Genomic DNA, 13,521 nt, shown 5'->3' with positions numbered 1-13,521 from the left:
GAGGGTCCTCTCATCTTTCCCCGCATCGCACCCTGCGGCGGGGACGGAATTGGCACCTGCCCCGCCGGTCGCTCTGCGGTGAGCGCGCGGGGTGGTTGCCGGGGCGTCGTCGGGCCGTATCCCTCAGCCCCTCTGGATGAGGTATGCAGTTGTGCCATCGAGTCTAAGCACCGACGCCGCCCGGATCGACGGGAGATCCCACGCTGTGAGCGATCCCGCAGCCGCCGTCGGGCGGGCGGCGGACCTTCCTCGACGGTACGGATTCAGGCGGTCACCGAGCGGGAGTCGGCGGGGCGTCGGGCGCGCAGCGCGGTGTCGACCGCCCACGCGCCGGGACCGAACACGGCGATCAGCAGGAACGACCAGCAGAACAGGACGGCCAGCTCACCGCCGTTGCGCAGCGGGAGCAGCGCGTCGGGCTGGTGCACCACGAAGTACGCGTAGGCCATCGAGCCGGACGCCAGCAGGGCCGCCGCCCGGGTCAACAGCCCGACGAGCACCAGCCCGCCGCAGACCGCCTGGATCAGCGCGGCCCACCACCCCGGCCACTCGCCGAGTGGGACCGCCTCGCCGGTGCCACGGCTGCCGCCGAGCACCCCGAGCAGCGAGGCCAGGCCGTGGCAGAGGAAGAGCAGGCCGACGACGGCGCGGAACAGGGACAGGGCCGGGCCACCGATCCGGTCAGTGAGCATCAGGGCACCTCCGGGCAGGACGACGGGACGACACCAGGATGCCGTCGGACATTTGGCGATGTCGATCGAATCCCCCTCCTTGGGAACGCTCCCACGGTGAGCCGACGCACCGTCCACAGAGGCGCTGGCGCGGGCCCGTTACCGTGCGGGCACATCGACGGAAAGGAACGCGCGATGCGTCGCAAGCTCGTCCCGGTGGTGGCGCTCTCCATGGCCTGCCTGCTGGCGCTCACCACCGCCTGCTCCACCGGCAACCGCAAGAAGCGGAACCGGTCCGCCGACCGGCCCGCCGGCACCGCCGCCAAGCGGGACGACGTCGACACCACCCCGGCGACCACCCGGGCGACCCCGAGCCCTCGCCGCACCGGCGACCGGCTCACCTGCCTCGAACTGCGCGACACCCGGGTCGGCAGCAGGAAGGTCCGCTACCGGGAGTACGCCGCCCCGATCCGCCTCACGGACGGCCGGTGGGCCGACCGGAACGGCACGACGGTGGAGTTGCAGAGGCCGTGCGCCGTCGGCGATCTCGACGGCGACGGCGCGGGCGACGCGATCGGCGTGGTCATGCTCGACGGCGGCGGCACCGGCCGCTTCTTCACCCTCGCCGCCTGGCTCAACGTTGACGGCGAACCGGACTACCAGGCCCAGGTCGACCTCGGCGACCGTACGCCGGTGGAGAGCGTCAGCGTGCGCGACGGCAGGGCGACGGTGGTCTACCTGACCCGGCCGGCGGACGGCCCGATGGCGGAGCTGAGCATCCGGCGCACCGCCGTCTACCAGCTCAGGGGCACGACGCTGGCCGAGCTGAGCCACACCGACGCCCGGGTGACCGGGGCGTCCGGCGACGGGGGCACCGCCGACGCCCCGGGCGCGGGGGACACGGTCCCCGACGCCGACTCCCCCACCCGCAAGCGCAGGTCCCGCTCCCGCTGACCTCCCCGGGAACTTGTCGCCTCAGTCCGGGACCGGCCGGTGGACTGGTGGCCTCGGCAGCCGCACGCTCCTGGTGGCCGGGCAGTTCTGCTGACTCACCTCGCCGAGGCAGCCCCACCCCGAGGTCGGCACGCGCTCGAAGTACTGCACGGGCTGCGACGGGATCGCCTCGGTGGTGAACGTGCCGGTGCCGCTCGGGATGCGCTGCTCGTGGGAACCGGTCGTGTCGGTGTACGAGGCGACGATGTGCCACTCGCAGGTGTGGGTGGACACCTCCGGCTGGATGCGGAACGCCATGTTCGACTGACCGTTGCCCAGCTCGACGACGTTGCGACGGAAGTAGAGCTGGCCCTCCTGCGGCTCGCCCTCGTCGAGGACGTACGGGCCGTGCGGTTTGTCCGTCGGCCCGCCGGTCAGGTCCCACAGCAGGCCCTGCCGGGACTCGGCACCCGCCGGGGGGATGACGACGACGGTCTGCGCGGTGGGTGCGCGGCACGAGTCCTTGACGGCGGTCATGTTGTTGATCGTGAGTCCGGCCGCGCGGTCGCTGTTGAGGTTCAGGTCGAACGTCTGGGCATTGCCGCGGTTCTCGTTGCCGTCCTCGAAGGGCGCCACATAGGACGCGTCCTCGACGATCCGGCCGCCGAGCGGCTTCATGAACTCCCACACCCGCGACGCGTCGCCGTTCAGGGCGGTCAGGGTGGCCTGCTCGCCCTCGGTCAGCGGCCGGTCGAGCAGCACGGCGAATGCCTCGGGCAGGAACTGGTCGTAGTCGAGGGGAGTGACGGTGGGCACGAACGCGGACTGCTCCCGGTCGACCGCCTGCTGAGCCTGCCTGTCCGAGCGGGCCCGATCGGTGGCCGTCGACCGGTCCAGGAGGAGGTTGGCGTGGTAGGCGAACAGCACGCCGAGCACGACGACGACGGCGGCGACGGTCGCGTACACCGCACGCTGCTTCGGCGGAAGCCCGCGAAACCCGGGCAGGCGCTCATCCGCCAGCACGGCCCAGGCCTTCGCCCCGGGCGACGGCCCGGCCGGCTGCGCCGGTGACGGTACGGGCGGAGACACCGACGCCGGCCCACCCGGCGGCACGGGCGGAGACACGGACGACGACTCGGCCGGCGGCACGGGCGAAGACACCGACGACGGCTCAGCCGGCGGCACGGGCGAGGACACGGACGGCGGCTCGACCTGCGGCACGGGCGGGGACACGGACGACGGCTCGGCCGGCGGCTCAGGTGGCGGCACGGCGGGAGGAGTGGCCATACCCGATTCTCACCCACCGGCACCACTCCCTCACCGAGAGCGTCCGGACGATGTCCGGACAGGAGCGCCGCACCCGCCGCCACCTCGCCCGGGTGTTCCGGGCCGGTTGATGTCGTAGGCGATTCAGCTCGACAGGAACCGCAGGGGTGACCCGCTCCGGCCGGTCGCACCGACGGGGCAGCTCGACAGGGCCCACCGAACCTCCACCGGGCGGGTGTCTGCGGATCGGTGGCGCGCCGGCCGGTGCGATGATCGGGCGATGGCACTCCCCGCGCGCCGACTCGCGCGCCGACCCGCACGCCGGCCCGCGGACCGACCTGCACCGGGCTCTCGCGGCGGCGTTCCAGGTCCGGCACGGACGGTCGGGCTCGCGATCGCCGGCCTCGTCCTGCTCGGCGCCTGTGCGCCGGCGACCGACCCGCCGTCGGCCGACCCGCCATCGGCCGACCCGCCATCGGCCGATCCGGCACCGACCACGATGCCCGGCACGATGCCGACAGCGTCCGCGACGGCGACGGCGTTCTGGGCCACTCCCACTACCGAGTGCCCGGCATCCGGCGTCCGGATCAGTTCGCCGGGCACCAGCGCCGCGATGGGTCTGCGCGCGCTCGGCCTGGAACTGGTCAACTGCGGCACGAAGCCCTACCGGCTCGACGGCTACCCCGTGCTGCGCCTGTTCGACGGCGACGGCGACCCCATACCGGTCCGGGTGGTCGACGGGGCCAAGGAGATCACGTCGGGCTTCGACGACCCGCCCCGGCCGTTGACCCTGCGGCCCGGCGAGCGGGCCGGCGCCGCCGTGCTCTGGCGCAACCTGGTCACCGATTCGACGGTCGTCGCCACCAACGGCGAGCGCCTGGAGGTCGCGCCCGCCGTGGGCGTGCCCGCGCAGGTCGTCGGCCTGGACGGGCCCATCGACCTCGGCAACACGGGTCGGATCGGCGTGAGCGCATGGAAGAAGAGGGCGCCCGACCCGGCACCGACGCCGACCCGGCTGGACAGCCCGGTGCCGGGCAGGTCGGCGCCGGGCAGCCCCGTGCCGCTGCCGTGAGGCGTCCAGCCCCGCACAGCAACACGCGGCCGACCCCGGCGTCTCAGCTGGTGACGTCCTTGCGGGTGAAGCGCCAGAAGGCGAGCCCCCAGAACAGCGTCGCGTAGCTGATCGCCGAGATCGCGCCGCGTACCACGTCGTCGGTCTGCACCGGCGTCGACAGCAGCCCCAGCCAGGCGGTGCTGTAGTGCGTCGGCAGGAACGCGCGCAGCGCGCCCAGGGCGGTGATCTGGTCGAGGATGCTGGAGAGGATCCAGAGCAGCACCGCGCCGCCGACCGCGCCCAGCGCGGCGTCCGTCACCACCGACAGCAGGAACGCCAGGCCGGCCACCACCAGGAGTACGACCGCCAGGTAGCCGAGCACGCCCAGCAGCCGCAGCAGCCCCTCGCCCGGTTCGAGCTGGGCCGCCACGGTGCTACGCAACGGCTCCCAGCCGTAGCGCAGCGTGCCGATCAGCAGGGCGGTGCCGGCGAGCAGCAGCAGCGCCAGGGCCGAGTAGACGAGCGCGACGAGCAGCTTCACCGTCAGCAGGCGGGCCCGGGGCACCGGCACCGCCAGCAGGTAGCGCAGGCTGCCCCAGCTCGCCTCGCTGGCCACCGTGTCCCCGCAGAACAGCGCCACCACCACGACCATCAGGAACGACGCCGAGACGAAGATGGTGAAGAGCGTGAAGTTCAGCCCGCCCGACGTGGCGAACTCCACCAGGCTGCCGAACTCCCCGCGCCCGTTGTCGTCGTCGTCGCCCGTGTCGAACTGGAACGCGATCAGGATGATCAGCGGCAGCAGCACCATGAAGCCGAGCGCGAGCTGCGTACGCCGCCGGGAGGCCTGCCGCCGGAACTCGGCGCCGAACGGCAGGGTCGCCGAGGGCCGGTAGCCGGCCGCCGCTCCCACCGTGGGTGACGTGCCCGCCATCATCGGTCCCCGCTTCCCCGAGAGTTTTCGCCCACCAGGGCGAGGAACGCGTCCTCCAGGCGGCGCCGCGGCACCACCCGGTCCACCCCGATGCCGGCCCGGACCAGCTCGGCGACCACCTCGCTGCGGGCGGTGCCGTTGGTGTCCACCACGAGCTGCCCCTCCCCGTCGGGAAGCACCCGCACCCCGTCCAGGCCGTCCAGCACCGCCCGGGCGGCCTCCGGGTCGGTCACGTCGAAGAGCACGCTGGGCGACTCGCCCACGATCTCCTCGACCGGGCCCGAGGCGACGATGCGGCCCTTGTTCACCACCACGGCGTGCGTACAGGTCTGCTCCACCTCGGCGAGCAGGTGGCTGGAGACCAGCACCGCCCGGCCGTCGGTGGCGTAGCGCTGGAGCACCCGGCGCATCTCCGCGATCTGCGGCGGATCGAGCCCGTCGGTCGGCTCGTCGAGCACCAGCAGCTCGGGCAGGCCCAGCATCGCCTGCGCGATGGCGAGGCGCTGTTTCATGCCGTGGCTGTAGTTCTTGATCCGCCGGTGCACGGAGTCGCCCAGGCCGGCGATCTCCAGGGCCTCCTCGAAGTGCGCGTCCTCGGCCGGCCGCCCGGTGGCCCGCCAGTACGCCTTCAGGTTCGCAAGCCCCGACAGGTGCGGCAGGAAGCCCGGCCCCTCGACCAGCGCGCCGATCCGGGACAGCACCGGCGACCCGGGCACCAACCGGTGCCCGAAGACGTAGATCTCGCCGGCGGTGGGCTGGGTCAGCCCCATCAGCACCCGCAGCGTGGTGGTCTTGCCCGCGCCGTTCGGGCCGAGCAGGCCGACGACCTGACCGGGGTGCACCTCGAAGTCCACGTTCGAGACGGCGACGAAGCCGTCCGCGTACTCCTTGCGGAGCTGCCGCACGGCCAGCGGGACGCCCGCGTACGCCGGGTGCACGGAACTGTCCTGGCGGCGGTGCCGGCGGCGGACCACGGCGACGACCACGACGAGCCCGACGGCGATCGCCGCGACCAGGCCGGCCAGCACCCAGCGCCACACGGTGGCGGAGGTGGGGATCGGGTCGCCGGCGACGGTCGGCAGGCTGACCGTGCTCCCGCCGGCCGAGACGGTGTGCACCGCCGGCTCGACGGGAGTGGCATACGCCTGGTCGGAGGTCGCCACCACCACGCGCAGCCGGTGCCCGGCCTCGAAGCGCCGGACGATCGCCGGCAGGGTGACGGTGACCGGCCGCGCCGCGTCGATCGTCGGCGGCAGGCCGGTGAGCCGGACCGGGGCGACCAGGCCGTTGGGCAGGGTGGCCGCGCCGTTGGGGTCGACGTCGTAGAGCTTGACGAAGAGCACCGCCTCCCCCGTCGGCGACGCCGCCCGGACGTCGACGGTCGGGGCGCCCACCACGTCCACCGCCTCGGCCAGCGGCTCCGACTCGAACCGGGCGTGCTGGCCGGGGATGTCCCCGGCCACGCCGCCGAGCAGCGACGACAACTCACCGGCGAAGGGCACCGAGGAGATGGCGGCCGGGTTACGCGACGGCGGGTTGGCCACGGGCTGGGCGGGGCCGGCCACCGGCACGTCCCGGCGGGCCGTGCCGGCGACGCCGGGGTAGTCGGCGTAGCGGTAGCCGGTGGCCACCAGTCCCCGGTCGAGGGCGTCGAAGCCGGCGATGCGGGACCAGGTGAAGTCGTCGCCCGGTGCGTCGCCCTCGCCCTTGACGTAGTGGTCGAGCCACTGCACGGTCAGGAACTTCACCCGGTCCGAGTCGGTCTTCGGGCCCTCGCCGCCGTCGTGCCCACCGGTGAACCAGGCCACCCGGACGGGCGTGCCGGCGGCAGCGATGCCACGCGCGTTGGCGTCGGCCTCGCCGAGCGGGAAGAGGGTGTCCGCCTCGCCCTGCACCAGCAGGGTCGGCGCCTTTATCCGGTCGAGCACCCCGGCAGGGCTGGAGCGGCGCAGCAGGTCCACGGCGGCCTGGTCGGCCCTACCGGTGGTGGCGATCCGCAGGTACGCGGCGCAGATGTCGGCGGCGAACCGGCCGCAGGCCGGGTCGGCCGCCCCGGCGGGCCCGCGTCCCGGTCCGGTGCCCGGCCCGGCGCCCGGACCCGGACTGGGCGGGCCGGCGGAGGCGGGCGCCCCCTCGGGCTGGGCGGCGCTGGTCCCGGAGAGCCCGGCCGGCCCGGAGCCGACGTTGCCGCCGCCGCCGAAGAAGAGGCCGGCCCAGCCGGACTTGAACACGCCGTCGGTGGGCTCCTTGCCCGTGCTCTCCGGCAGGAAGGAGCGGGACAGGTCGTTCCAGGTGATCATCGGCACGATCGCGTCGACGCGCTGGTCCTGCGCCGCGAGCAGCAGCGCCAGGCCACCGCCGTACGAGCCGCCGACGACGCCGACCTTCGGGTCCCCGGCGGCGTCGGTGCGGATCTCGGGCCGGGCGGCGAGCCAGTCCAGCAGGCGTTCGGCGTCCCGGACCTCGTAGTCCGGGTGGTCCAGGTGGATCTGCCCGCCGCTGCGGCCGAAGCCCCGCGCGGTCCAGGTGAGCACCGCGTAGCCGCGTCCGGCGAACTCCTCGGCGTCGGCGCGGACGGACTCCTTGGTGCCGCCGAAGCCGTGCGCCAGCAGCACCGCCGGCACCTTGTTCGCCGCCGAGGCGTCCTCCGGCAGGTAGAAGGTGGTGTCCAGGTCGACGGGCTCGTTCCCGGCCGGCCCGGAGCGGACGTTCACGAACGCCGCCTCGGTGCGGACGGCCGGCTCCTGCGGCAGGACGGCCCAGGTCACGGCGGCGGCGAGCAGCACGACGACCACCGTCGCGGCGACGGCGCGTCGGCGGGTGGGCAGGGCACGCCGGATCCACGCGGCCGACAACGGCGATCTCATTCGGCACACGGTACGGCCCGGATCCTGAGCGTTGGCTGAGATCCTCCGTACGTCCGTCCGGCTGATCCGATCGGTGTCGCACCGGCGCGGTCCAGACCGTCCCACCGAGATGAATTCGGATCACGTGAATTCCGATGTTCGTCGGAAATCAACTCCGATCCATCCTTGTCACTCTCTGGCCCGGCACGCACGGTGCCCGACGGGTGACCCAACGGTTACTTCGGGCTTCATGACGCAAAGCTGACCGTCCGGCGGCCGGAACGGCCCCCGCTGGTCGGTTAGTTTTCCGGTCCGGTGCACGGGACTTCACCGTCGACCCTCGACACCCCGCCGATCCCGTGCTCCCGCCGGAGGAGACAGACATGACCGTCCCCGCACCGCCGGCCCCCCGGCGGCCCGCCGCGGTGGGCCGCGTGCTGCCGCTGCTGCTCCTCGTCGCCCTGCTCGCGCCGATGACCCTGCTCTTCGTCCAGACCTGGCAGCTCACGGCCGACGACCGGGACCTGGCCGGGCGGGAACGGCTGGGCGTGGAGTACCTGCGCGCCCTCACCCCGGTCACCCACGCCCTGGTCGACGCCCAGTCCGCCGCCGTCGCCGCCCGGCCCGTCACCAGCGAGGCGCTGACCCGCGCGGTCGAGGCCGCCGCCTCCGTCGACGCGCGGATCGGCGACGAGTTGCGCACCCAGGAACGCTGGGCGGGCCTGCGGGCCAGGATCGAGGCGCTGGGCGCCCGCGGCCCCGCCGACCCGGAGGCGGCCTTCACCGCGTACGGCGAGGCCACCGACCTGCTGCTGGCCCTGCACGGCAAGGTCCGGGAAACGTCCGGGCTCGTCCGCGACCCCCGGCCGGACTCCTTCTTCCTCCAGCACGCGAGCCGGGACCTGCCCGAGACGGTGGTGGCGACCGGACGGCTGGCCGACCTGGCCGTGCTCGCCGCCCGCCGGCCCGCCGCCGACCGGAACCGCACCGCCGTCGAGATCGCCGCCCTCCGGGTGGGCGTCCTCACCCCGGCCGGCGACCTGGTCACCGACCTGCGGGCCGCCGTGGACAGCTCGGAGAGCGCCGACCTCGGCCCGAGCGTGCTGAACCCGCTCGACACCTACCAGCGGGCCGTCGAGGCGTTGGCGGCCCACTCCGCGCCGGCCGGTCGCGACGCGGAGACCGACCAGGCGCGGATCGCCGGCGCCCGGCTGAACGCGCAGACCGCCGCCGAGCAGCTCCAGCCCGTCATCCTGGACGAACTCGACGCGCTGCTCGCCGGACGCTCCCGCGACCTGGACCGGGACCGCTGGCTGACCGTGGCGGCCGGGGCGCTGGCCGTCCTGCTGTGGGCGGCGCTGGGCGCGGTGTGGCTCGCCGCCGTCCGGCGGGCCTCCGGGCGCACGGCACAGGCCCGGCAGGAGCGGTACGGCGCCGACGTCCCGCCGGAGGACACGCCGTGGCAGCCGGGCGCCGACCGGGACACGGAACCGCGTCAGCTCCAGCCGGCGGGTTCGGCCCGCGCGTCCGGGAGCGCGCAGTGGGGGACCTTCGATGCTGCTCGCTAGGCTCCGCATCCGGGGCAAGCTCGCGCTGCTCGTGGTCATCCCGCTGCTGAGCATGGTGGCGCTGGCCGTGCCGGCGGTGCTCGACCGCGTGGCTGCCGCGCAACGGGCCGGCGAGATCGCCGACCGGGTCCGCGTCGCCAGCCGGATCGGCAGCCTCGTGCAGGACCTGCAACAGGAGCGCGTCCTCTCGGTCGGGCTGCTGCTCGGCCGGGTCACCCGCAGCGAGCTGATGCAGAAGACCGCCGGCGTGGACGACCGGGTCGCCGACCTGCGGGCCGCCCCGGCAGGCCTGCTGCCGCCGGAGGTGACCGAGGCCCTGCACGGCGTACGCGGGCTCACCGACCTGCGTGCCGCGGTGCTCGCCGGCACCGCCACCCCCGACCAGATCATGGCCGCGTACGGGCCGGTCAGCACGGGACTGATCGACGCGCTGCGGCTGCCGTTCGGGGTGGACACCGACACGGCGGCCGGGCGGCAGGTGCTGGCGCTGGACGGGTTGCTCCGCGTCGACGAGGCGATGGGCGCCTGCGCCACCCTCATCGTGCTCGTCAAGGCCACCGGCTCGCCCCGGGCGAGCGCCTCGTACGTCGCCTGCATGGCGGGGCTGCGGGCGGACAACCAGGGGTTCCGCAGCCTGATCACGCCGGAGCAGCTGAAGCTGGTGACGCTCAACGACGCGGCCGTGGCCGCCCGGACCAGCACCGACTTCCTCACCAGGAGCGCGCTGGACCCGGCCGGCGCGACCAGGGACATCCCGCTGGACGCGCTCTTCCCGTCGGTCCGCTCGATGATCACCTTCGGGCAGTTCATCGAGAAGAAGCTCGTCGCCGACGTCATCGCCGAGGTGAGCGGGCAGCAACGCCGGGCGCTGACCGAGGCGTACCTGGTGGGCGGGATCGTCACCCTGATCCTCGCCCTGGTGGTGCTGCTCAGCGCGGCCGTCGCCCGGACGGTGGCCCGGCCGCTGACCCGGCTCACCCGCTCCGCCGACCGGGTGGCCCGGGTCGCCGAGGCGGAGCTGACCCGGGTCGCCGACGACGAGACCGAGGGCGCCGCACCGGTACGCCTCGACCCCGTCGACGTGCGCGCCCGCGACGAGATCGGCGACCTGGCCCGCGCGTTCGACCGGGTGCAGAGCACCGCCGCCCGGCTCGTGGAACGGCAGGTCGCCGGCCGGCGCAACGTGGCCCAGATGTTCGGCCACGTCGGCCGCCGTACGCAGAACCTCGTCGGCCGGCAGATCGCGCTGATCGACCGGCTGGAGCGGCAGGAGACCGACCCCGGCCGGCTGGAGCACCTGTACCGGCTCGACCACATCTCCAGCCGGCTGCGCCGCAACGCCGGCAGCCTGGTGGTGCTCTCCGGCTCGGCCGGCGCCGACCCCCACGTGGCGCCGGTGCCGCTCGGGGACGTGGTCCGGCTGGCGCTCGGCGAGATCGAGGACTACACCCGGGTCGACGTGCAGGTCCCGCCCGGCGTGTCGGTGGCGCCCGGCACCGTCGGCGACCTCGTCCTGGCGCTGGCCGAGCTGATGGAGAACGCGACGGTCTTCTCCCCGCCGCACACCCGGGTCACCGTGGGCGGCGAGCCGACCGGATCCGGCGCCCGGCTGACCGTGGTGGACCGGGGCATCGGCATGGCCCCGGAACGGCTGGCGGAGGAGAACGCCCGGCTCACCCGGCGGGAGCGGCTCGATCTCGCGCCGACCGAGGTGCTGGGGCTCTTCGTGGTGGGCCGGCTGGCCCGCCGGCACGGCTGGGAGGTGCGCCTGACGCCGACCGCCGGCGGCGGGGTGACCGCGCACCTGGCCGTCCCGGAGACGTCGCTGGTGGTCCACCGCGCCGAGCGGGCCGGCGTGACCGTGGCCCGGGCCGCCGTGCCCGCCCGCGACCGGCGCCCGCCCGACGCGCCGGAGGCCGCCCGGCCCCGGGCGGCGGTCGACGCGGCCCCGGCCGGGTCCGACGCGGTGGTCGGCGCGGCGCCGGCCAGGTCCGGGCCGGCGATCGGCGCGGCCCCGGCCGGGCCCGACGCGGTGGTCGGCGCGGCGCCGGAGGCGGCGCCGTCCGGGTTCGACGCGGCGCTGCTGAGCCGCGCCACCCGCAGCCTGGAGTCCGGCGCCTCCTGGGACGCGTTCAGCTCCGGTGGCGAACCGGCCGGCGTCGAGCTGCGGGCACCGGCCGGTACCGGGCCACCCGCACCGGCCGCAGCCGCCCCGCGGGGCATCCGGCAGCGGATACCCGGCGCCACCCTGCGCCCGGCCGGGCCGCCGGCCGCCCCGCCGAAGCCCGGGCCGGTGGAGGTCACCGACGCGGACCCGGCCGCCGCCCGCGCCCTCGTCGAGGCCGTCGAGTCGGGCGTACGTCGGGCCGAAGTGGGCCGGCGTACGCCCGACGGCACCGCGCCGGCCGGGCTGACCCGGCGGGTGCCCGGGGCGAACCTGACCGCCACGCCGGCCCGTCAGCCCGACAGCCCACCGGAGAACCCGGACGAGGTCCGCGACCTCCTCACCGCGTTCGAGGCGGGCGTCGCCCGCGCTCTGCGTGAAGTCAGCCAAGACCGCCGCTACGAAGAGGGAACATCACGGTGACCAGCCCCTTCCTGCACGACAACGTCGACCACCAGAACCCGGGCGCCGGGGACCTGAGCCCGGAGGCGCGCACCTTCAACTGGTTGCTGGACTCCTTCACCTCCAGCACGGCCGGCGTGCTGGAGGCCATCGCCGTCTCGTCGGACGGGCTGCTGATGGCCATGTCGGCGATCAAGGACCGCTCCAACGCGGAGCGGCTCGCCGCGGTGGTCTCCGGCATGACGAGCCTCGCCGGCGGCGCCGCGAGCTGGTACGCCCTCGGCGGGCTGAACCGGGTGGTCGTGGACATGGCCGAGGGCTACCTGCTGATCAGCGCGATCAGCAGCGGCTCCGTGCTCGGGGTGGTCGCCGACCGCTCGGCGAACCTCGGCACTGTCGCCTACGAGATGACGCTCTTCGCCGGGCGGGCCGGTGGCGCCCTCACCCCGAGACTGATCGCCGAACTGAAGAACGCCGCCCAGCAATGACCCCCGAGGTCGCCGGCGAGGGGCCGGACCCGGAACCCACGGTCCGGATCCGGCCCTACCTGCGCGCGTCGTCCCCGCACGACGCCCGGCCCGGCCTGCCGGCGACCACGGCCGCGCCGGCGGCGGAGGACGGGCCCGCCGGCCCGCGCCCGTTCGTGCTCACCGCCGGGCGGGTGGCCGGCGCCGACCCGGCGATCGGGCTGGAGACGCAGGTGACCGCCAGGCCGGCGGCCGACCGGGCTGCGCCGCCGACCTGGCTGGCGCCCGAGTTGCAGGCGATCGTCTCGCTCTGCGACGAGCCGATCTCGGTCGCCGAGATCTCCGCCCGTACCAGGCTGCACTTCGGCGTGACCCGGGTGCTGGTCGGCGACCTCCGCGCCGCCGGCCACCTGGACGTGCACGAGGGCGCCGACGCCCTCGATCCCGACATCATCCTGCGAGTGATTGATGGACTCCGTGCGATCTCCTGAATGGCCGGTCGCCCCGCTGGGCGGGATCGCCGCCAACAGCGCCGCCGCCCGGTACGGCTCCCCCACGGGGCCGCAGCCCGCCGCGTCCGCTCCGCCGCCGCACCGGGCGCCGGCAACCGGGGTGGCCGCCGTGCCCCGGCCGGCGCCGGCCGCCGCACCACCGATCCCGGTCAAGATCCTCATCGCCGGCGGCTTCGGGGTCGGCAAGACCACCACGGTCGGCGCGATCTCCGAGATCGCCCCGCTGACCACCGAGGCGGAGATGACCACCGCCGGGATCGGCGTCGACGACCCGGGCGTACGCTCCGCGAAGACCACCACCACGGTGGCGATGGACTTCGGCTGCGTCACCATCGACCGCAGCCTGAAGCTGTACCTGTTCGGCACGCCGGGTCAGGCCCGGTTCGGTTTCATGTGGGACGACCTGGCCCGGGGGGCGCTCGGCGCCCTCGTCGTGGTGGACAGCGCCCGGCTGGACGACTGCTACCCGGCGATCGACTTCTTCGAGCGGGCCGGCCTGCCCTTCGTGGTCGGGGTGAACGCGTTCGACGGGCGGCTGGCGCACGACCTCGACGCGATCCGGTGGGCGCTGGCCGTCGGCGACCACGTGCCCCTGGTGCAGTTCGACGCCCGGGACCGGCTCTCGGTGCGGGACGCCCTGCTGGTCGTCCTGGACCGCGCACTCGAGCGGGCCACCCGGGAGGGGAAGTCCTGAACCGTTCCGG

Annotated in this window: 11 protein-coding genes and 1 riboswitch; of the genes, 7 read left to right on the top strand and 4 right to left on the bottom strand. The window is 74.8% G+C overall.

Annotation, left to right across the window (positions count from 1 at the left end; genetic code table 11):
• Positions 1-7 precede the first annotated feature (7 nt).
• A riboswitch (SAM riboswitch) is annotated at positions 8-143 on the bottom strand.
• 120 nt (positions 144-263) lie between these two features.
• On the bottom strand, positions 264-692 hold the full coding sequence (locus tag ACLQ22_RS04185) for a DoxX family protein (RefSeq protein ID WP_425691150.1): 429 nt from the start codon (positions 690-692) through the stop codon (positions 264-266).
• Between the two features lie 174 nt (positions 693-866).
• Here ACLQ22_RS04185 and ACLQ22_RS04180 point away from each other — a divergent pair, with 174 nt between their 5' ends.
• Complete coding sequence (locus ACLQ22_RS04180) at positions 867-1,625, top strand: hypothetical protein (RefSeq protein ID WP_425691149.1); 759 nt, start codon at positions 867-869, stop codon at positions 1,623-1,625.
• Positions 1,626-1,646: 21 nt separating this feature from the next.
• Here ACLQ22_RS04180 and ACLQ22_RS04175 read toward each other — a convergent pair whose 3' ends face one another.
• A complete protein-coding gene (locus tag ACLQ22_RS04175) occupies positions 1,647-2,570 on the bottom strand; it encodes a hypothetical protein (RefSeq protein WP_425691148.1) in 924 nt (307 codons plus the stop codon).
• Between the two features lie 811 nt (positions 2,571-3,381).
• Here ACLQ22_RS04175 and ACLQ22_RS04170 point away from each other — a divergent pair.
• Positions 3,382-3,942, top strand: coding sequence for a DUF4232 domain-containing protein (locus tag ACLQ22_RS04170; protein WP_425691147.1), 561 nt, complete (start codon positions 3,382-3,384; stop codon positions 3,940-3,942).
• A 43-nt stretch (positions 3,943-3,985) separates the two neighbouring features.
• Here ACLQ22_RS04170 and ACLQ22_RS04165 read toward each other — a convergent pair whose 3' ends face one another.
• Together ACLQ22_RS04165 and ACLQ22_RS04160 are read right to left on the bottom strand one after the other, a co-directional pair.
• Positions 3,986-4,861: an ABC transporter permease gene (locus tag ACLQ22_RS04165; protein WP_366640078.1), complete on the bottom strand. Its 876-nt coding sequence runs from the start codon at positions 4,859-4,861 to the stop codon at positions 3,986-3,988.
• The gene (locus tag ACLQ22_RS04160) at positions 4,858-7,725 is read right to left on the bottom strand and encodes an alpha/beta fold hydrolase (protein ID WP_425691146.1); all 2,868 of its coding nucleotides are present in this window, start codon (positions 7,723-7,725) and stop codon (positions 4,858-4,860) included. Before ACLQ22_RS04160 ends, ACLQ22_RS04165 begins: the two co-directional genes overlap by 4 nt.
• 362 nt (positions 7,726-8,087) lie before the next feature.
• On the opposite strand from ACLQ22_RS04160, the gene ACLQ22_RS04155 reads away from it, so the two are divergent.
• Genes ACLQ22_RS04155 through ACLQ22_RS04135 form a run of 5 tightly spaced genes read left to right on the top strand, consistent with a single transcriptional unit; the run spans position 8,088 to position 13,511 of the window.
• Positions 8,088-9,272 carry a hypothetical protein gene (locus ACLQ22_RS04155; protein WP_425691145.1) on the top strand — a complete coding sequence of 395 codons (1,185 nt, stop codon included), beginning with the start codon at positions 8,088-8,090 and terminating at the stop codon, positions 9,270-9,272.
• Positions 9,259-11,859, top strand: a complete 2,601-nt coding sequence (locus ACLQ22_RS04150; RefSeq protein WP_425691144.1) for a nitrate- and nitrite sensing domain-containing protein — start codon at positions 9,259-9,261, stop codon at positions 11,857-11,859. Before ACLQ22_RS04155 ends, ACLQ22_RS04150 begins: the two co-directional genes overlap by 14 nt.
• Complete coding sequence (locus tag ACLQ22_RS04145) at positions 11,856-12,326, top strand: roadblock/LC7 domain-containing protein (RefSeq protein WP_088998136.1); 471 nt, start codon at positions 11,856-11,858, stop codon at positions 12,324-12,326. Before ACLQ22_RS04150 ends, ACLQ22_RS04145 begins: the two co-directional genes overlap by 4 nt.
• Entirely contained in the window at positions 12,323-12,796 is a 474-nt protein-coding gene (locus ACLQ22_RS04140) for a DUF742 domain-containing protein (RefSeq protein ID WP_425691143.1), read from the top strand. Before ACLQ22_RS04145 ends, ACLQ22_RS04140 begins: the two co-directional genes overlap by 4 nt.
• Positions 12,774-13,511, top strand: coding sequence for a GTP-binding protein (locus ACLQ22_RS04135; protein ID WP_425691142.1), 738 nt, complete (start codon positions 12,774-12,776; stop codon positions 13,509-13,511). Before ACLQ22_RS04140 ends, ACLQ22_RS04135 begins: the two co-directional genes overlap by 23 nt.
• The last annotated feature ends 10 nt before the right edge of the window (positions 13,512-13,521 follow it).

It is taken from the genome of Micromonospora sp. DT178 (assembly GCF_049841695.1).
GTDB lineage: Bacteria > Actinomycetota > Actinomycetes > Mycobacteriales > Micromonosporaceae > Micromonospora.
The sequence above is the reverse complement of the archived record's forward strand: the minus strand, read 5'-3'. Positions and strand labels throughout refer to the sequence as shown.